Here is a 16,090-nt window from a genome sequence, read left to right as displayed (position 1 = left end):
TACTGGGTTTGGTTTTCAATTCCCAAAAGTGTAGCCACACTTTTGGGAATTGGTATTAGATAGGTATTTCTAATTGAAGTGAATCAATCCTTGTAGCCCCAAAGATATAGCTTTTGCTGCTTGCGTTACACCAAAACTAAAAATCAAGAAGAGAAGTGGCGCTTTTAGAGAATAATCACTAATAATAAAAACACCACCACCGCAGCGTAAGACTGGAAAATAAAACCGCCAATGTTAATTTCAGTCATTGTCTTGCTCCTGCATTTGTAAATTCTTGATGTGTTTAGTATCGGAGCTTTACGGGCTGGAGTAAGTGATTTGGGCTGTACTAATTCGCGATCGTGAGTACGGAGAATTAGCGATCGCTGATTTGATTGCTTGTGATATGTACGTGAAGCTAATGCGATCGCGATCACAACAAGTTTTGCTTACCGCATGAATGGTGGTGCTTTGCGCCGCCATTCATCTTTGCGGTTTTGATGCGCTCGCTATCTCTTACGTTGCCTATATAGCCGCCGTCAACTGAATCAGGACATAAAACCCAAAATATTGTTGCCGCGCTCTGCGCGGCAACAATATTTTGGGTTTTATGTCCAAACAAGACTGGTGGTAGCTATATATAAAAAAGCAATTTCACCACAACGGTAAAATTGCTGCTTGATGTGAGGAAAATAGTCTATGGTTTAGACAATATTCGCATAAAAAAGTTCATTAGCTGATTATTTGATACCCCATGAGCTACCTCGAAACTACCGCTGAATTTTATAAAGAGGCTGCGAAGACTCCTCAGGTTGGGCTATGTTGCATCAGTACGCCACCGCTGCAATTTCCCAATCTCAAGATCCCTGAAATCATGCAGCAAATGAATTATGGCTGTGGAACGACTATCCATCCGACGGAATTACGCGGCAATCCTAAGGTTCTCTATATTGGGGTTGGCGGTGGTTTGGAAGCCCTCCAATTTGCCTATTTTTGTCGTCGGAAAGGAAGTGTCATCGCGATCGATCCCGTAGCGGAGATGCGCGAAGTCGCGAAACAAAATCTGCAACTAGCCGCACAAGATAACGATTGGTTCGACCCAGAATTTGTAGAAATATTAGCAGGAGATGCTTTCGCCCTCCCTGTGCCCGATGCCTCGATCGATGTGATTGCCCAGAATTGTCTGTTCAATATTTTTGAGCCTCAGGATTTACGGAGGGCTTTGCAGGAAGTTTATCGCGTTCTCAAGCCCAAGGGAAGATTAATTATGAGCGATCCGATCGCCACCCGTCCGATTCCTGCCTCTTTACAATCAGACGAACGGTTAAGAGCTATGTGTCTGTCAGGGGCAATGACCTACGATGAGTATATCTACTCCCTCATCAATGCAGGCTTTGGACAGATAGAAGTTCGCGCTCGTCGTCCCTATCGGCTCCTCGATACCCATAGCTTCGCTCTCGATACATCTTTGATGCTGGAGAGTTTAGATTCAGTATCTTTTAAAGTTCCCATTCCTAGCGATGGAGCCTGCGTTTTTACTGGAAAAACCGCTGTTTATCATGGCATTGATTCCTGCTTAGACGATCGCGCGGGGCATATTTTACAAAGGGGTAATCCCCTTTCGGTGTGCGACAAAACCGCTATAAAACTTGTCGAAAAGTTTCCCGAAGAGATAACTATTACCAATTCCACTTGGCATTATAACGGCGGAGGTTGTTGCTAATGTTAGACATCTTTCACTGGATTGAAAATCTTGGCTATTGGGGCGGATTTGCATTCATGGTTGCCTATATTATTGCGACGATCGCATTCATTCCTGGTTCAGCTTTGACCTTAGGAGGAGGAGCAGTATTTGGCGTGCTTTGGGGATCGATCTATGTGTTTATCGGTGCAACTTTGGGCGCGATCGCGGCTTTTTTAATCGGACGTTATTTTGCGCGAGATTGGATTGCTAAAAAGATTGAAGGTAATCAGCAGTTTATGGCGATCGATCAAGCCGTCGCTCAATCGGGCTTCAAGATCGTGTTTTTAACCCGTTTATCCCCGATATTTCCATTTAGTTTGTTAAATTACGTCTTTGGTATTACCAATGTGGGTCTAAAGGACTATGCGATCGCTTCCATCGGGATGATTCCTGCCACTGTGATGTATGTCTATATCGGTTCTCTTGCGGGTGACCTTGCCCGTATCGATAGCGAAACTCCATCCTTAGATCCCGCATTGCAATGGACAATGCGGATCGTTGGGTTGGTAGCTACAGTTGTCGTAACGATATACGCTACAAGACTTGCCAGTAAAGCGATCGCCGAACTAAATATCAAATAAAAAACGACAGCGTCGTAAATCATAAACCCCCAATGGTGGTGCGAAGCGCCACCATTGGGGGTTTATCTGACATAGCAATTACGAGAAATTACTTAATGAAAAGCATTTCTTGGTATGTAGGCAATGGCCATAGGTCATCGGCAACTTCACCTTCCAAGGCATCGACGTAACCGCGAATTCCATCCATCAGAGGACGAACAGTTTGAGAAAGGAACTGCATATGCTCTTCTATAGAAGCAAAATCATGCTTAGATAGGGCATCGCTGAGCTTGCTTACGCCATCGATCGCCAACTTAGTCAAGGATGCGACTTTCTCAATGGTTTCTTTATCAAAGTCTACACCGATTTCCTTCAAGCTGAGGGAAGCATTACCGAGATCGGCGAGATAACGGGTCGCTGCGGGATAAATCAGGGTTTTTACCATGCTGACCACTAGTTTCGCTTCTACCTCGATCGAAAGAATGTACTGCTCAGCATAGGTCTCGAAGCGGCTTGCTAGCTCAACGGGAGATAGCACTCCCAATTTGCTGAACAATTCCTCAATGTAGGATTCCTTGAGCACTGGCAGAGCATCGGCAGTTGTGCGTAGGTTAGCTAGACCGCGTTCTACGGCAAGCTTGTGCCATTCTTCAGAGTAGCCATTGCCATTGAAAACTACTGCTCCATGAAGCTCCATCACTTCCTTGAGAACTGTTGTAATTGCAGTACTTAGGCTCAATCCCTTTGCTAGTTCGGCTTCGAGCTTTTCTGCGATCCAGTTTAAGGAATCTGCCAAGATGGTATTCATGGCAACGAGAGGACCAGCCACGGATTGCCCAGAACCCACCGCGCGGAATTCAAAACGGTTGCCAGTGAAAGCAAAGGGTGAAGTACGGTTGCGATCGCCAGGATCGGTAGGCAGGATGGGCAGAGTATCTACACCAATATTCATCAAGCCCTTGCCCGTCGAACTCTTCAGTTCACCTTGACGAATTTGCTCGAATACATCTTCAAGTTGAGAACCGAGATAAACGGAGATAATTGCGGGAGGAGCTTCGTTAGCACCCAAGCGGTGGTCGTTACCCGCAGTGGCAACAACCGAGCGCAACAGAGGACCATACTTGTGAATCCCGCGAATGACCGCACCACAGAATACGAGGAACTGGGCATTGGAGTGGGGGGTATCACCAGGATCGAGTAGATTACCCTGAGTTGCATTGCCAACCGACCAGTTAACGTGCTTACCAGAACCATTAATACCTGCGAAGGGTTTTTCATGAAGCAAGCAAACAAAGCCATGCTTTTTAGCGGTGAATCGCAGCATGGTCATGATCATTTGTTGGTGATCCGTTGCTACGTTCGCAGCTTCAAATACGGGAGCAATTTCAAATTGTCCAGGGGCTACCTCATTGTGACGAGTTTTAGCAGGAATGCCAAGGCGATAGAGACGCTCTTCCACATCTTGCATGAATACTTGTACACGTTCTGGAATCGCTCCGAAGTAATGGTCATCAAATTGCTGTCCTTTAGCCGAAGGCTTGCCAAATAGAGTTCTTCCTGCAAGCAGTAGATCGGGACGAGCATTGGCGAAGTTCAAGTCCACCAAGAAATATTCTTGTTCTGCACCACAGCTAGAGTTAACGGGAGCAATTTCCTTCTCGCCCAAAATTTTCAAAACCTTGGTTGCAGCTTTGTTCATTGCTGCATTGGAACGTAATAGTGGGGTTTTCTTGTCTAGAGCTTCGCCAGTCCAAGAGACAAAAACTGTGGGGATGCAAAGGGTGGAACCATTATCGGTTTCCATGATGTATGCAGGACTGGTTACATCCCATGCGGTGTAACCGCGTGCTTCAAAGGTGGAGCGAATACCGCCATTGGGGAACGAAGATCCATCGGGTTCGCCTTGGACGAGTAATTTGCCTGCAAATTCTGAAATTGCCGAACCGTCGCTCTGGACGGAGATAAAGCCATCATGCTTTTCGGCTGTTGCGTTGGTTAGAGGATAAAAGACGTGGGCGTAATATAATGCACCTTTAGAGATTGCCCAATCTTTCATTGCTAAGGCGATCGCGTCGGCTACTGAGACATCAAGAGGTTCGCCAGTTTGAATTGTCTTCTTGATCGATTTAAAAACTGTCTTGGGTAGACATTCTTGCATCTTGCTCAGAGTAAACACATCGGTTGCCCACAGTTCTTCCAAGCGCTTCGGTGCTTTTTTGGGCATTGGTTCGCGATTGGTGATCTGATAAATAGCTTGAATGCGTGACTCGTTTCCGCTCATGATTATTTTAGGGAGTATTGTCAGGTTTTTATAATCATACGCAAGATATATTTATCAAATGGCTAAAAAAGATACCGAATTGATCGCGTTTGATTGGTATAAACGCGCACAAAATTTTTGACGACATCAATTGTCCCTTAATTTTCAGGCAATATTCATGAATTGGCAATACTTTTGGCTGTTCTTACTCCCTTCTCAGTGAAAAATTAGCGTTGCGGTGCTTTGCGCCGCAATGCTAATTCTTGTTTTTGTATGTCTATTTCTTTGGTGGGAAGGTAATATCAATGTACGGGTAAAAATAGCGATAGACAAAAGGGTAAAAGAGCTGGCTATTGGCTCACAAAAATTTAGGAATCACAGGCTTCTCCATTTCTCAACCCTTGGATAAATAAGGCGATCTCTGTCAGCATCATTAATCCTAATCCTGTCTAATACCAATTCACGAAAGTGTGACAACACTTTTGTGAATTAAACACCAATCCCCGTAAGGTTTTGAGATTCCCAAAATGGCAACGCCATTTTGGGAATTTGTATAACAGATGATTGGGAGGTAAAAGAGGAGGAGGGTGTTCAACTATATAGATGATGATATACTCAAAACATATTTAATCATTGGACTGTGGTTTAGATATGACTAAGGTAGTTATTGCTGATTTAGATCCTATTGTAATCAAGAAGTTGGAAAAGCAAGCGTTTCTCCGTGGGCGATCTCTTCAGGCTGAATTAAAATATATACTTGAGTTAGCCGTTTTAAGTCCTTCTCAAGTTGCAGCTAATTTACCGATTCTTCCATTAGAAGATTTACAGCAGTCAGTTCAAAAATCATTAAGAGATTCTGGTTATAATTCCAAAGACAAAATTATTGAACTAGTGCGCGAAGTTAAAAGGGAAATAGTGGAGGAAAGAGAGAATTTTAAAATGCCATGAAGGATCTTCCTAAGCGCATCTTTTTTGATACAAATGTTTATATTATTGGTGTTGCAGATTCGAGTAGTGCTGAACGTGAGATTTTGGTATGGGCTGGCTTTAAGGGAAGAAAAGACAACTCGGTTGAGGTTATTGTCTCTGAAGAGTTATTCGATCAAATTTTACGCGTTGCTAAACGGTTACAGAATAAGGATTGGGGAGGTCAGATCGTAGCGAGTATATGGCAAAATTTCAACATTTATAATGTTTATCTCGAAGCTGAGGATTTAGCCAATATAGAATCATTGGGAGTTATTCCCCGTGAAGATGTTGGAGTTTATTTGACAGCAAGTAAAGGGGAAGCACAGTGTTTTGTTTCTGCTAACCATAAATTGATTCGGAGTTTGGTTAGTGAGACTAAGGAGTTTGAATGTTTAACTCCAGAAGATTTTGTGAAAAAATATTTGCAGAACTGAAAATTTAGAGGTTATTTTTTTCGCTTTTTAAGGCTTCGATAAATAAGGCGATCGCTGTCAGCATCATTAACCCTAGCCCTGTGCGCCAGAGGATTTGCTAGATGAGGGGGAGATAGGTGCAGAGTAAGCTATCTAATTTGTTATTCTGAAGATTAACTGTTGTCATAGAAACTATGAAAGCTTACGAATTTTCTACTACGATTACACCTGACGGGAAACTTGAGTTACCTACGCATCTGAAAAATTTGCCGAAACAGCCAAAAGTTAGGGTAATTGTTTTGATTGAAGAGTTTTTAGATATTGATTTAGAAGATCAGGATGAAGTATTCGAGCCAAGTCCAGAACAAGTTGCGGCTAGTCTTCATAGAGCACTACATGAGGTAAAGACAGGACAAACAAAGCCAATTTCTCAACTTTGGGATAGTCTTGATGGCATCTAATCAGCCAGTTATTCAAGTTGAAACTTCGGGAACCTTTGAACGACAATTTCGGAGCCTGTTTAAACGCTATCGCAAAATTCGCTCAGATGTGCAACCTGTGATCGAACAGTTACAGTCTGGAGAAGTTTTAGGCGATCGCCTATCGGGATTGAATATTGTTGTTTTTAAAGTGCGGGTCAAGAATAGCGATATCCTAAAGGGCAAAAGTGCTGGTTATCGACTCATTTATCAGGTTGAAATTCCTACTAGGGTTATTTTGTTAGCCATTTATGCTAAATCCGATCAGTCAAGTATCTCAACTACGGAGATTGAGGAAATTGTGGAGGCTTTCAAGCGACAGCAAGAACAATCAGAAATTTAGGAATTACGGTTTACGCCATTGTTTAAGGCTTCGAGAAACAAGGCGATCGCAGTCAGCATCATTAACCCTAGCCCTGTCCGCCAGAGGATTTGCCAGATTAGGGGGAGATAAGAGAAGAAGAGGGCGATCGCGCCACACATGGCTGATATGGGGAATGCGAGAAATATACCAAACATGAAGAGCGCAAAGAGTTTTAAAAGTGTAATTGTAAGTTTAAACATAACCATATCAACCCGCAGTTAGTTTGCAACAATGTTTTGTTATCCATATTTTGAGAAGGAGCAAGGACTTTAGCACTCAGTCTTGCTCCCATTAAATTCATGTAACGATCTAATGTGGAAGTTTGCGATAGACTTGATGGAGTGGAATATTAACGCTCAAAACTAACCAAGTCTGATCTTGAGAAATTCTGGAAGCGCAATATCTTTCGTGGGTACTCGAAGGAGTAGATACAGTCATTACAGCAACAAGAATGTTGAACAGATTTGCGATATATCTGCGTTTCATAATTTGTTCTCTCCTGAATTACTCATTCATAGCGACAAATTTATATTAGGTTGAGTACTTCGGATTGCTGACAAATATGCAAAAATGCACCGTTATGAGGTGATGTGCAAGGATACACATGATTTGTCTAGTGCAATGCAGATTTACCTGTGGCAGAACTGAGTAGGAAGAGGAGATATTGATTGAGACTTACGCCTTCGCTTTTGGCTAGAGTAGCTAGGCGGTGATGCAGACCTTTGGGCATCCGCAGCATGAGTTTACCGCCATATCAAAATTCGGAACTAGGTAAGGGAATTTCATCGCCGTATTCGTAGGCGGTTTCTATCCATAGCTCACGGGCTTCGTTGATATTTGTAATGGCTTCTTCGATGGTTTCGCCTTGAGTGAGACAGCCGTTTAAGTCTTTGATTTCGGCAACATAGCCACCATCAGGATCGGGATAAAAGGTAATGGGATAGGTGAGTTTGAGGTAATAGTCTAGAGAATGACGCTGAGAAGTTGATTTATTGGGTTTAGTTATTGTCATCTTTCCAATTCTCGGAATTTAGATTTTCCAAAATTTGGCAGTCAAAATTGAGTCAACATCGCGGCTAAATTGCCATGTATCAAGAAATGGATACTGTGAATATTCACCTCGTACATTCTGAAGTGCAACCTTAAAGCATTTATCAAAGTTGTCGATAAAGTGACGCTTGAGGCTTGGTGATTGTTCGAGAATTTGTTCTAATTCAAATCTTTGAGTTCTAATTGTTACTTCCCATCCTCTAAACTCATTGGGCATATCGACATAACAACGTTTGAGAATATGCTCAATGAGAGTTTTAAGACGACTGACAATCTCTCGTTTATCTCTACCTGCCAAACCATCTAACTCCTCTATCAAATTTTCAATATCAACATTTTCCAAATCACCCGATCGCAATTGGGAGATGACAGTCTCTAGCCACAGGTTGAGATCGGTTTCGTAAAGTATTTGTTTGGTAACTGTTTGAGTCATTGTAAATTTCCTGTAGCAGAACTGAGTAGGAAGAGAAGATATTGATTGAGACTTACGCCTTCGTTTTTGGCTAGAGTGGCTAGGCGATGATGTAAACCTTTGGGCATCCGCAGCATAAGTTTACCGCTATATTCAGATTCGGAACTAGGTAACGGAATTTCATCACCGTATTCGTAGGCAGTCTCTATCCATAGCTCACGGGCTTCGTTGATATTAGTTGCGGCGGCTTCGATGGTTTCGCCCTGAGTGAGGCATCCGTTTAGGTCTTTGATTTCGGCAACATAGCCACCATCAGGATCGGGATAGAAAGTGATGGGATAGGTGAGTTTGAGATGATCGTCTAAAGATTGACATTGAGAAGTTGATTTATTGGATTTAGTTATTGTCATCTTTCCTAAATGTAAAAACTATCATTTCCAAAATTCTTTATTCAAAATCGAAACAAGATCGCGGTTGAATTGCCATGTATTAGGGATCTGATAGCCCTTTGGTGAGTACTCATCTCTTACTTCAATTAGAGCATCTTTAAAAGCATCATCAAAACGTTGATCTAAGTAGCGTTTGAGGCTAGGAGATTGACTTAATAACTCCTTCAATTCCGATCGCTGTTGTCTGATCGTTTTCTCCCATCCTCGAAATTCGTTTGGCATATTCACATAGCAACGTTTGAGAATATGTTCCACTAACACGGTAAGACGATTTTTAAGCTCGCGCCGATCTCTACCTGCCAAACCTTCTAACTCCTCTATTAAATTTTCAATGTCAACATTTTGTAAATCACCCGATCGCAATTGGGAGATTACTGTCTCTAACCACAGGTTGAGATCGGTGTCATAAAGTGTTTGCTTGACCATTGCCTGAGTCATGATCTTTATTCCGTTGCTATTGGTGCGATCGCTTAACTTTTCTATGATGGCATAGTATCATAGCCATTGTCAGACACAAGGGCTTAGTGACAGGGCAAGATGGAAAAACAGCAGTTTTTAGAGAAATTTGAAGAACTGAAAAGTCCTGCTAATGCTGAACGATGGGCGGTGTTGCAATTGTGGTTAATTAAGGCTAAGTCTGATGGAGAGGTTGCCACGGCTTTAGGTAAGGATCGCTCAACGGCTACGCGCAAAATTGGTGAGATTTGCAAGCACTTTGGTACGGTTGCAAAGGGTAAAAAGGAGCAGCGTCAACATCTTGTGCTTTTGTTTCGCAAGCACTGTAAGGATTTTCAGGTGCATCCTAGTATTTATCCAGATTGGGTAGATGGTAATTCGAGCGATCGCCCACAACTCTCAACTAATTCTCAAAATATCTCTACTCCCGAATCAATCCCAGAATTAACCCTTGAGTTTATTGGACGCGATCGCGATCTAACTAATCTCGCTAACCTGAGCAGACAAGCTAAGATCGTCTTAATCAAAGCTGGGGCGGGCATTGGTAAGTCAACATTAGCGCGGGAGTTTTTGCAGACGTATTTCAAAAAAGTGATTCGGATAGAGATGGGTTTGGAGTCGGGGAATGTTACGCCTGCGGAAGAGAAGGTGTCACAAATCTTGCGGAAGGATTTTGATGAGGAACCTAGTCGCGATTTTGGGATTAATCTGGATATTTTGCGAGAGAAGTTAGGGGATCGGGCAAATCCTATCGGAGTGCTAATTGATAACCTTGAACCTGCACTAGATGAGAACTATCGCTTTCGGGAGAAGTTGCGCGGCTATGATACTTTGTTGGCGGTGTTGGGCGATCGCGATGTCTTTTCGTTTACGCTGATCACCAGTCGGCGATCGCTGATTACAACACGAGCGAGAGTACATGAGTATTCACTGGAGGGGCTAGACATTACGGCATGGCAGCAATATTTCCATGATTGTGAGAGTGGGGTAGATTCTGAGACGTTATTGCAGATGCGTGATGCCTATAACGGTAATGCGAAGGTAATGGATATTCTACATGGGGCGATTAAGAACCGTTTTGATGGCAATATTGGAGCCTATTGGAGTCGATACAAGGATGCTTTGCTGGCGGATTCGGAACTAGAAACTTTGATTTCAATGGAAATGGATTGGTTGCGAGATAATAAACTTGATGCTTATAATTTGCTCTGTCGGATGGGTTGCTATCGCTATCAAGATGTAAAAACTGTTCCTTTTGAAGGGTTGATTTGTTTGTTGTGGGATGTGTCTGAATCTCGAAAAGCTTGTGTTGTACATTATCTAAGTAAAAGTTCTTTAATTGAAGTTAAAGTAGAATATTATTTACATCCTGCTGTTCGAGAATCTGCAAAATCATGTTTATTAAACAATAAAATAGATTGGGAGTTAGCAAATCGAAAAGCTGCTGATTTTTGGACAGGAAAAGTACATGAAATTGAAACAATAGTTGATGCTTTAATCGCATTTGAGGCATATCATCATTATACTGCAATCAAAGATTTTTCTCACGCAGGAAACACTTTGGTTAAAATCAGAAAAAACAAATGGGACAATGGTGAAAAGCTCTGTAAATCCTTTTATAGATTAGGTCTACTTCAGCAGATGATTCATGCAATCGACTCAATCAAAGAATTTATAAAATCAAGTTATACTCTTAGTCATATGTACAATACTCTAGGAGATTTGTACTTACTTACTGGTCAGATAAATATAGCTATTGATTACCATAAAAAGTCTGGTTTGTTTGCTGAAAAAGTTTTGCAAGAAGATAATAATACTCTAGAAATACAATTCTGGGCAAAAAGATTGATTAGACGTTCCTTGTTTAATCAGGGGCGTTGCTATATAGAGATTATGGAATTCAAAAGAGCTTTTGATCTACTTAATAATTTGTGCAAACAAGTATCGAAAATCTATAAGTTTGGTGATTTGTATGCAAACGGTGAGTATGAAAATGATACTATCAATAATACTTTATCAGTGTTAGCTTTAGCAAGTTCAAAAATTGGATTACAGAGAAGAGCATATTGTTTGGCTGAATTAGGCTATAGAAAAATTTTAACTCCTTCTTCCGATTCAATGAGTCAGGGATATAATCCATTATTTTTTGGAATGACATATCAAATTCTTGGTGAGTTTACAAAGGCAGAAGTTATGTTTAATCACGCTATTAAATATGCAAAAGAAAGTAATTATAGACAAGTTGAAGGTAAGGCAATCAATGGCTTAGCTGAGATTTATCGTAGGAATGGAGAAATCAAAAAAGCAGTTGACAATCATCTCTTATCAATTGAGATACTAGAAAAAATAGGTGCTATATGTGACCTTGCAGAAGCGTATTTCCAACTTGGGCTAACATATCAGGCAATGGGAGAACATGACCAAGTAGAAGAATATAAAGCAAAAGCACTAAAACTTTTCGCGCAAATGGAAGCACCGAAACAAATCGAAAGAGTTAACAAAGCCTTTGGAGGAAACATACAATGAATACTCAATTAGTCGATTCGATCGCCCAGTTAATTAAATCCCTCCCCGAAGAAGATCGCTCATTACTAAGGGACAAGCTACTAACAGAACTCTTCATCCCAATTCCCAACGCCCAAATATCCCCATCTCAACCCGAATCCCCTAAACAAGAACCGAACCAAAACTTAGCCCACCTATCAACCCTAAGCGATCAACAAGTAATCACCCTCACCGAACTTCAGATGGAAGCATCTCAAGATCAAAGATTAAGTCAACTCTTACAAACCCAACAAGAAAGAACCCTGACCACAGCCGAGCAATCCGAGCTAGAAATGTTAATGGAAATTTATCAGGCAGGACTACTCCGCAAAGCCCAAGCCCTAAATGAAAGCGTCAAACGCGGAGCGATCAAATGAGTATAACTTTAAACAGTATCCAGCCAACATTGCACGAATTAAAACTAGGCTTAAAGGAACTATATGGCGATCGCCTTGTCAAGTTAATCTTATTCGGTTCCCATGCCAGAGGCGAAGCTAATCCCGACTCAGATATTGACTTACTCGCCGTACTCAAAAGCCCAGTATCTCAAGTGCAAGAAATATCCTATACGTCTGAACTTTGCGTCAAAATTCTACTGGACTACGATGAGCTTGTCTCCATCATTCCGATCAGTGAAGATCGATTTAATGCTAAAGATGTTGCTTTATTGAGAAATATTCAAAGAGAAGGAATTGAACTATGAATGAATTTAAGAAGCTATTTTCTTTGGCACTGGAAGAAATAGACATAGCCACACTTTTACTTGAGAGAGAGCATTATCGTACCAGTATTTCCCGTTCCTACTACTCCATGTACTATGCAGCCCAAGCATTATTATTGTCTCAAAACATAGATACATCAACCCATAAAGGACTGATTCGTTTATTTAGCCTACATTTTGTAAAAACAGGACAATTCTCTCCAGAATGGTCAAATACTTTAAAAGCAGCCTACGACCTTAGACAATTGAGCGACTACGATGCAGAATTTACTGGCACATTAGCAGAAGCAGAAAAAATCTTAGAACAAGCAAAGGCTTTTGTGGCTGAAGTAGAGCAAGTGTTACAAGAGCTTTTTGGCGATCGCCGCTAACTCAAGGTATAAAATAGGAGATGTCAAATATTACTGACTGTCTAAGATCATGACTCTTGCAAACATCCCCCAAACAGTCATCACCATAGAGCCAGCAAATCTTAAGCGTTGGACAGTGCAGGATTATCATCGCATGAGTGAGTTGGGGCTTCTCAATGGTGATCGCACAGAACTAATTACTGGACAAATCACGATAATGACAGCCAAAGGAACGCCCCACGTCACATCATTACATTTACTTGCCAATGTTTTGCGTGATCGCCTTGGCGATTTGGCATTAGTTCGCACCCAAGATCCAATTCACCTAGATGATTTCTCAGAACCAGAACCAGATTTAGCGATCGTCAAAGGGACAGTTTTAGATTATGTTGAACAACATCCAAGTCCTGAACAAATTTATCTTGTCGTAGAAGTTGCCGACTCCACACTAAAACAGGATTGTGAAATCAAAGATAAACTCTATGCCAAGGCTGGTATCGCTGACTACTGGGTTCTGGCTCCCGAAAAACGTCAATTGCATATCTTTCGTAAACCAACGCCGACAGGTTACACCGAGCATCTTATTCTTACTGAGCCAAACCAAGCCTCGCCTTTAGCATTTCCTGATTTTGCGATCGCATTAACTTCGATCCTCCCTCCCATCTCATGAGGTAAATTATGATTGCCACAACAAGGTTTAATTACATAATCAGATACGGTTGCATTTCATCCTTGAATTGGCGAATCAATAAATATTTAGAAGTGGGAAGGATCAGGCATGAATGCGATCGCTATTGACTTTGGAAGTAGTAACACCGTGATTGCGCGATGGAATATTGCCACCGATCGCCCTGAAAACATTAACTTTGAGAATTTCAGTCGTCCTTTTCCTCTAGATTGCCTCGTTCCTTCACTGGTGTATGTGCAGAATGCCAAATTAGAACTTGTGGAAATCGGGCAAAGGGTAATCGATCGCGGTAAAGACTGTGCCCAACCCAGATTATTTACCCAAATCAAGCGACGGTTGGTGGCGAATGTAAATTACGTACCTAAACTTGATGGTATTAAAATTACGCCCGCATGGTTGGGGAGTCAATTTTTACGCAAATTATCTGAAGAATTGCGATCGCAACAGATTTTCCCATCCGAAATCATCCTCACCGCACCAGTGCAAGCTTACGAAAAATATTTACGTTGGCTAGAGGAATCAGGTGCGAGCATATTTGCCCCCAATCTCCCCACATTAACTGCCCCACTAATTCGGGTTATCGATGAACCGACAGCGGCAGCCCTAGGCTATGAGGCGCACGCAGCAGGCTCTTTAGTATTAGCGATTGATTTTGGCGGTGGCACATTAGACTTGGCTCTAGTCCGCCTGCCTCAGAGTGAGAATATCAGCAAATGGGGGGAACAGGTGGGGAGAGATCGTCCTTTATGGACTGAATATCAGGCGGATACGATCGCCAAAACTGGATATACGGTTGGTGGTGAAGATATCGATCGATGGTTAATGCAAGACTATCTAGACAGCCATGAGTCCGACGCGGAAGGCAAGGAAACTAACCTGAGTATGCTGAAGTTCTTGATGGAAAGAATTAAAATCCAACTATCGGAAAGCGAAACTGCTTCGGAAGTCTTTTTTGATATCACAACCCAATCCACGACCGAGATTACCTATACAAGGAAGCAATTAGAGCAATTGCTCCAAAGCAAAGGCTTTTACCGAGTTCTCCAACTGGCGATCGATGAGTTAGTCAATCGCGCTTTTAATAAGGGCATCTTGAAGGGGGATATTAAAACCATTCTTTTAGTTGGTGGTTGCACGTTAATTCCATCGGTGCGGTTGTTTGTAGAAGACTATTTTAAAATGGGAAAGGTATATAGTCATAAACCCTTTGAAGCGATCGCCCATGGTGCGTTAAGACTCAGCCAAGGCGTAAGCTTACAAGATTATCTTTTCCATTCCTATGCAATTCGATATTGGGATCGGGGAACCTCGCAATGGAAATATCAACCTTTATTTCGGAGTGGTCAAGTCTATCCCACCCGTCGCCCCGTCGAGTTAGTGCTCCGAGCCACTCAACCCAATCAGACCGAAATTGCGTTAACGATTGGAGAATTGGAAAGCCGTCCCCTCGGTGGAGCCGAGGTTAGTTTTGAGGGCGATCGCCTAATTATGCAGTTTGAGCCAAAGGCAAAAGAAAACTTTCAACCCCTCCAGACCGATGCGAGTGGAGAGGGAATCCCCCAAGCGATCGCCATGCTCGATCCCTTGGGACAACCCGATTGCGATCGCCTAAAAGTTCTATTTAGCATTAGTGCCAAACGCGAATTACTCATCACCGCGATCGATCTAATTAACCAACGCCAGTTACTAACCGACTACCCCGTGGCGAAGTTGCAATAATTCTAGAGCGCCAACTCTAATGAAAAGCCCACACGACTGTCATAGATTAAGGGCGATCGCCGCCATTCAATTTTGGTACCCAAACGTAAATTATTAGTAATGGCATAACTCGTCGATAGGGTAGTGGTGCTCATTTCCAAATTGCCATTGGGGGAAGTAAAGACATGGCTGAGTCGCAAATCTGAACTATGGGGTGACAGGACTAAAACCCCTTGTAAACCCACATCTAGCCCCGAAATTTGAGGACGGTCTAGTTGATTGAACTGACGATAACCGATAATCGGGGCAAGGTTCCAATAGGAACCCAAGGGCAGCATATAGTAGCGAATATTTGCCTGAAGCTCACTTTCTCGACCGCTAAACTCAGTCTGATAGCTTCCACCGATCGTCAAAGGAGAATGCCCCACAAATAAATCTTCAACCCCAGCATTCACCCCTAGGGAATTATTGCGGGATGTCAAACCAATGTTGAGTTTTGTGTTAAAGCTGGGGATTCTATAAATATCTTCTAAAAGGTCGGGGGGATTGTCCAGCCAACGTCTTAATACTGGGCTGCTATCGATCACTTGGCGATCGATTTCTAGCTCGCTCGCCCGTCGCGAAATTTTGGCATCACCATAGGCTGCGGTGCTGATACCGAAGTAAGACAAAGCAATTATGGCGATCGCCCAAGTTTTTTTCATGCAAATTTTATGTATTTTTGAAATTTGCGCCTCAGTTAGCGCGATATCCAATTTGTTTTAGATTCTAGCGCTAAATTACCAAGCTTGTCTTAAGCATTATGGCGATCGCCAATCAAGCTAATTAGACCAAGCTAATTAGACCAAGCTAATTAGCTTGGCGTAAGTAAACTTAAAACCTAGAAGAGCATACCGCCCGCGCAGCGGGCGGTATGCTCTCTGGTTTTGGTTTTTAATTATGCCGAACTACTTA

At 42.3% G+C, this 16,090-nt stretch carries 21 protein-coding genes and 1 pseudogene; 13 read left to right on the top strand and 9 right to left on the bottom strand.

Annotated features, from left to right (window positions below):
• Positions 1 to 313: 313 nt before the first annotated feature.
• The 3 genes from AC805_RS27055 (at position 314) to AC805_RS01030 (ending at position 2,304) form a co-directional block, all read left to right on the top strand.
• Positions 314 to 439: a hypothetical protein gene (locus tag AC805_RS27055; protein ID WP_269433539.1), complete on the top strand. Its 126-nt coding sequence runs from the start codon at positions 314 to 316 to the stop codon at positions 437 to 439.
• A 294-nt stretch (positions 440 to 733) separates the two neighbouring features.
• Entirely contained in the window at positions 734 to 1,702 is a 969-nt protein-coding gene (gene arsM / locus AC805_RS01035; protein WP_055073691.1) for an arsenosugar biosynthesis arsenite methyltransferase ArsM, read from the top strand.
• Positions 1,702 to 2,304: a TVP38/TMEM64 family protein gene (locus AC805_RS01030; RefSeq protein WP_055073690.1), complete on the top strand. Its 603-nt coding sequence runs from the start codon at positions 1,702 to 1,704 to the stop codon at positions 2,302 to 2,304. The genes arsM and AC805_RS01030 overlap by 1 nt, the downstream gene beginning before the upstream one ends.
• A gap of 88 nt (positions 2,305 to 2,392) precedes the next feature.
• Here AC805_RS01030 and AC805_RS01025 read toward each other — a convergent pair whose 3' ends face one another.
• Positions 2,393 to 4,564: a glutamine synthetase III gene (locus tag AC805_RS01025; protein WP_055073689.1), complete on the bottom strand. Its 2,172-nt coding sequence runs from the start codon at positions 4,562 to 4,564 to the stop codon at positions 2,393 to 2,395.
• A gap of 630 nt (positions 4,565 to 5,194) precedes the next feature.
• On the opposite strand from AC805_RS01025, the gene AC805_RS01020 reads away from it, so the two are divergent.
• The 4 genes from AC805_RS01020 (at position 5,195) to AC805_RS01005 (ending at position 6,747) form a co-directional block, all read left to right on the top strand.
• Positions 5,195 to 5,491: a hypothetical protein gene (locus AC805_RS01020; protein WP_055073688.1), complete on the top strand. Its 297-nt coding sequence runs from the start codon at positions 5,195 to 5,197 to the stop codon at positions 5,489 to 5,491.
• Entirely contained in the window at positions 5,488 to 5,946 is a 459-nt protein-coding gene (locus AC805_RS01015; RefSeq protein ID WP_055073687.1) for a hypothetical protein, read from the top strand. Before AC805_RS01020 ends, AC805_RS01015 begins: the two co-directional genes overlap by 4 nt.
• Before the next feature lie 173 nt (positions 5,947 to 6,119).
• Positions 6,120 to 6,386 carry a hypothetical protein gene (locus AC805_RS01010; RefSeq protein WP_055073686.1) on the top strand — a complete coding sequence of 89 codons (267 nt, stop codon included), beginning with the start codon at positions 6,120 to 6,122 and terminating at the stop codon, positions 6,384 to 6,386.
• Entirely contained in the window at positions 6,376 to 6,747 is a 372-nt protein-coding gene (locus AC805_RS01005) for a type II toxin-antitoxin system RelE/ParE family toxin (RefSeq protein ID WP_055073685.1), read from the top strand. The genes AC805_RS01010 and AC805_RS01005 overlap by 11 nt, the downstream gene beginning before the upstream one ends.
• On the opposite strand, the gene AC805_RS01000 is transcribed toward AC805_RS01005, so the two are convergent.
• The 7 genes and pseudogenes from AC805_RS01000 to AC805_RS00980 form a co-directional block, all read right to left on the bottom strand.
• The gene (locus tag AC805_RS01000) at positions 6,744 to 6,968 is read right to left on the bottom strand and encodes a hypothetical protein (protein ID WP_156341270.1); all 225 of its coding nucleotides are present in this window, start codon (positions 6,966 to 6,968) and stop codon (positions 6,744 to 6,746) included. The genes AC805_RS01005 and AC805_RS01000 overlap by 4 nt on opposite strands.
• Positions 6,969 to 7,077: 109 nt before the next feature.
• Complete coding sequence (locus AC805_RS25340; RefSeq protein WP_156341269.1) at positions 7,078 to 7,254, bottom strand: hypothetical protein; 177 nt, start codon at positions 7,252 to 7,254, stop codon at positions 7,078 to 7,080.
• A gap of 127 nt (positions 7,255 to 7,381) precedes the next feature.
• Positions 7,382 to 7,510 (bottom strand): annotated as a pseudogene (locus tag AC805_RS25095) (toxin-antitoxin system HicB family antitoxin); the annotation flags it as partial.
• A gap of 12 nt (positions 7,511 to 7,522) precedes the next feature.
• Positions 7,523 to 7,780, bottom strand: coding sequence for a type II toxin-antitoxin system HicB family antitoxin (locus AC805_RS00995; RefSeq protein ID WP_055073683.1), 258 nt, complete (start codon positions 7,778 to 7,780; stop codon positions 7,523 to 7,525).
• An 18-nt stretch (positions 7,781 to 7,798) separates the two neighbouring features.
• A complete protein-coding gene (locus AC805_RS00990; protein WP_055073682.1) occupies positions 7,799 to 8,251 on the bottom strand; it encodes a DUF29 domain-containing protein in 453 nt (150 codons plus the stop codon).
• Positions 8,248 to 8,640 carry a type II toxin-antitoxin system HicB family antitoxin gene (locus tag AC805_RS00985; protein WP_055073681.1) on the bottom strand — a complete coding sequence of 131 codons (393 nt, stop codon included), beginning with the start codon at positions 8,638 to 8,640 and terminating at the stop codon, positions 8,248 to 8,250. Before AC805_RS00985 ends, AC805_RS00990 begins: the two co-directional genes overlap by 4 nt.
• A 21-nt stretch (positions 8,641 to 8,661) precedes the next feature.
• Positions 8,662 to 9,117 (bottom strand): DUF29 domain-containing protein, encoded by a 456-nt coding sequence (locus tag AC805_RS00980; RefSeq protein ID WP_055073680.1) that lies wholly within the window; start codon positions 9,115 to 9,117, stop codon positions 8,662 to 8,664.
• 357 nt (positions 9,118 to 9,474) lie between these two features.
• Here AC805_RS00980 and AC805_RS00975 point away from each other — a divergent pair, with 357 nt between their 5' ends.
• From AC805_RS00975 to AC805_RS00950, 6 genes are all read left to right on the top strand, one after another.
• On the top strand, positions 9,475 to 11,661 hold the full coding sequence (locus AC805_RS00975) for a lipopolysaccharide assembly protein LapB (RefSeq protein WP_197278595.1): 2,187 nt from the start codon (positions 9,475 to 9,477) through the stop codon (positions 11,659 to 11,661).
• Positions 11,658 to 12,056, top strand: coding sequence for a hypothetical protein (locus AC805_RS00970; protein ID WP_055073678.1), 399 nt, complete (start codon positions 11,658 to 11,660; stop codon positions 12,054 to 12,056). The genes AC805_RS00975 and AC805_RS00970 overlap by 4 nt, the downstream gene beginning before the upstream one ends.
• Positions 12,053 to 12,382, top strand: coding sequence for a nucleotidyltransferase domain-containing protein (locus AC805_RS00965; RefSeq protein WP_055073677.1), 330 nt, complete (start codon positions 12,053 to 12,055; stop codon positions 12,380 to 12,382). The genes AC805_RS00970 and AC805_RS00965 overlap by 4 nt, the downstream gene beginning before the upstream one ends.
• The gene (locus AC805_RS26650; protein WP_072143486.1) at positions 12,379 to 12,771 is read left to right on the top strand and encodes a HEPN domain-containing protein; all 393 of its coding nucleotides are present in this window, start codon (positions 12,379 to 12,381) and stop codon (positions 12,769 to 12,771) included. The genes AC805_RS00965 and AC805_RS26650 overlap by 4 nt, the downstream gene beginning before the upstream one ends.
• A 49-nt stretch (positions 12,772 to 12,820) precedes the next feature.
• A complete protein-coding gene (locus AC805_RS00955; RefSeq protein ID WP_055073676.1) occupies positions 12,821 to 13,420 on the top strand; it encodes a Uma2 family endonuclease in 600 nt (199 codons plus the stop codon).
• Between the two features lie 108 nt (positions 13,421 to 13,528).
• Positions 13,529 to 15,157, top strand: a complete 1,629-nt coding sequence (locus AC805_RS00950) for an Hsp70 family protein (protein ID WP_055073675.1) — start codon at positions 13,529 to 13,531, stop codon at positions 15,155 to 15,157.
• Positions 15,158 to 15,159: 2 nt separating this feature from the next.
• Here the strand turns inward: AC805_RS00950 and AC805_RS00945 are convergent, their stop codons facing one another.
• The gene (locus AC805_RS00945; protein ID WP_055073674.1) at positions 15,160 to 15,840 is read right to left on the bottom strand and encodes a hypothetical protein; all 681 of its coding nucleotides are present in this window, start codon (positions 15,838 to 15,840) and stop codon (positions 15,160 to 15,162) included.
• Between the last annotated feature and the right edge of the window lie 250 nt (positions 15,841 to 16,090).

The organism is Pseudanabaena sp. 'Roaring Creek' (assembly GCF_001402795.1).
Taxonomy (GTDB): domain Bacteria; phylum Cyanobacteriota; class Cyanobacteriia; order Pseudanabaenales; family Pseudanabaenaceae; genus Pseudanabaena.
This window is presented reverse-complemented; position numbering and strand designations above follow the sequence as displayed.

Excerpts from the sequence above, each read along its gene's own strand:
- arsM (WP_055073691.1), top strand. The coding sequence starts at position 734 with ATGAGCTACCTCGAAACTACCGCTGAATTTTATAAAGAGGCTGCGAAG.
- AC805_RS01030 (WP_055073690.1), top strand. The coding sequence starts at position 1,702 with ATGTTAGACATCTTTCACTGGATTGAAAATCTTGGCTATTGGGGCGGA.
- AC805_RS01025 (WP_055073689.1), bottom strand. The coding sequence starts at position 4,564 with ATGAGCGGAAACGAGTCACGCATTCAAGCTATTTATCAGATCACCAAT.
- AC805_RS01020 (WP_055073688.1), top strand. The coding sequence starts at position 5,195 with ATGACTAAGGTAGTTATTGCTGATTTAGATCCTATTGTAATCAAGAAG.
- AC805_RS01015 (WP_055073687.1), top strand. The coding sequence starts at position 5,488 with ATGAAGGATCTTCCTAAGCGCATCTTTTTTGATACAAATGTTTATATT.
- AC805_RS01010 (WP_055073686.1), top strand. The coding sequence starts at position 6,120 with ATGAAAGCTTACGAATTTTCTACTACGATTACACCTGACGGGAAACTT.
- AC805_RS01005 (WP_055073685.1), top strand. The coding sequence starts at position 6,376 with ATGGCATCTAATCAGCCAGTTATTCAAGTTGAAACTTCGGGAACCTTT.
- AC805_RS01000 (WP_156341270.1), bottom strand. The coding sequence starts at position 6,968 with ATGTTTAAACTTACAATTACACTTTTAAAACTCTTTGCGCTCTTCATG.
- AC805_RS25340 (WP_156341269.1), bottom strand. The coding sequence starts at position 7,254 with ATGAAACGCAGATATATCGCAAATCTGTTCAACATTCTTGTTGCTGTA.
- AC805_RS00995 (WP_055073683.1), bottom strand. The coding sequence starts at position 7,780 with ATGACAATAACTAAACCCAATAAATCAACTTCTCAGCGTCATTCTCTA.
- AC805_RS00990 (WP_055073682.1), bottom strand. The coding sequence starts at position 8,251 with ATGACTCAAACAGTTACCAAACAAATACTTTACGAAACCGATCTCAAC.
- AC805_RS00985 (WP_055073681.1), bottom strand. The coding sequence starts at position 8,640 with ATGACAATAACTAAATCCAATAAATCAACTTCTCAATGTCAATCTTTA.
- AC805_RS00980 (WP_055073680.1), bottom strand. The coding sequence starts at position 9,117 with ATGACTCAGGCAATGGTCAAGCAAACACTTTATGACACCGATCTCAAC.
- AC805_RS00970 (WP_055073678.1), top strand. The coding sequence starts at position 11,658 with ATGAATACTCAATTAGTCGATTCGATCGCCCAGTTAATTAAATCCCTC.
- AC805_RS00965 (WP_055073677.1), top strand. The coding sequence starts at position 12,053 with ATGAGTATAACTTTAAACAGTATCCAGCCAACATTGCACGAATTAAAA.
- AC805_RS26650 (WP_072143486.1), top strand. The coding sequence starts at position 12,379 with ATGAATGAATTTAAGAAGCTATTTTCTTTGGCACTGGAAGAAATAGAC.
- AC805_RS00955 (WP_055073676.1), top strand. The coding sequence starts at position 12,821 with ATGACTCTTGCAAACATCCCCCAAACAGTCATCACCATAGAGCCAGCA.
- AC805_RS00950 (WP_055073675.1), top strand. The coding sequence starts at position 13,529 with ATGAATGCGATCGCTATTGACTTTGGAAGTAGTAACACCGTGATTGCG.
- AC805_RS00945 (WP_055073674.1), bottom strand. The coding sequence starts at position 15,840 with ATGAAAAAAACTTGGGCGATCGCCATAATTGCTTTGTCTTACTTCGGT.